This is a genomic window from Kosakonia pseudosacchari, from assembly GCF_900184035.1.
Classification (GTDB): domain Bacteria; phylum Pseudomonadota; class Gammaproteobacteria; order Enterobacterales; family Enterobacteriaceae; genus Kosakonia; species Kosakonia pseudosacchari.
Window position 1 is genome coordinate 1 of sequence record NZ_FXWP01000001.1, and the last position, 1,188, is coordinate 1,188.

Sequence of the window (1,188 nt, forward strand, 5' to 3'; positions counted from 1 at the left end):
GCCACGGGTTTAACAGACACCCCGGAGTCATTTAAGATGGCTTAAAGAGAGGTGCCCATGAGCGATAAGCGTTATCCCGAAGAGTTTAAAATTGAAGCAGTCAAACAGGTTGTTGATCGTGGTTATTCTGTTTCCAGCGTTGCAACACGTCTCGATATCACCACCCACAGCCTTTACGCCTGGATAAAGAAATACGGTCCGGATTCTTCCAATAATAAAGAACAGTCAGATGCTCAGGCCGAGATTCGCCGTCTCCAGAAAGAGCTGAAGCGGGTTACCGACGAACGGGACATATTAAAAAAGCCGCGGCGTACTTCGCAAAGCTGTCCGACTGAGGTACGCCTTTATCCGTGACAACACCTGTTGCTGGCCTGTTCGCCTGCTCTGTCGGGTGCTGGATGTTCATCCCAGTGGCTTTTACGCCTGGCTTCAGCAGCCGCATTCACAACGCCATCAGGCAGACCTGAGACTGACAGGACAGAATAAACAGTTCTGGCTGGAGTCGGGATGCGTCTATGGTTATCGCAAGATCCATCTGGATCTGCGGGATACCGGGCAACAGTGCGGAGTCAACAGAGTCTGGCGACTGATGAAATGTGCCGGGATAAAGGCTCAGGTCGGATACCGGAGCCCGCGGGCACGTAAAGGCGAGGCCTGTATCGTGTCGCCCAACAGGCTCCAGCGACAGTTCAATCCGGATGCTCCGGATGAGCGTTGGGTAACGGACATCACCTGCATCAGGACCCACGAAGGCTGGCTGTATCTTGCCGTGGTTGTTGATCTGTTCTCACGCAAAATTATCAGCTGGTCAATGCAATCCCGGATGACAAAGGACATTGTCCTGAACGCATTGCTGATGGCTGTATGGCGGCGTAATCCCCAAAAACAGGTGCTGGTTCACTCTGATCAGGGCAGTCAGTACACAAGCCATGAGTGGCAGTCGTTCCTGAAATCACACGGCCTGGAGGGCAGCATGAGCCGTCGCGGTAACTGCCACGATAATGCGGTTGCAGAAAGCTTTTTCCAGTTGCTGAAGCGTGAACGGATAAAGAAAAAGATCTATGGAACGCGGGAAGAAGCCCGCAGCGATATTTTTGATTACATCGAAATGTTTTATAACAGTAAGCGTCGGCATGGTTCGAGTGATCAGATGCCACCGACGGAATATGAAAATCAATATTATCGACG

Annotated in this window: 1 protein-coding gene; it reads left to right on the top strand. The window is 51.5% G+C overall.

The features are described from left to right. Positions 1–57: 57 nt before the first annotated feature. Positions 58–1,188 (top strand): IS3 family transposase gene (locus BN2591_RS24175; RefSeq protein WP_244172966.1). Its coding sequence is split into 2 segments (ribosomal slippage), with 1,133 coding nucleotides annotated over them: positions 58–314 and positions 313–1,188; the frame shifts between segments, so codons are not numbered across the junction. This gene is flagged as partial in the annotation.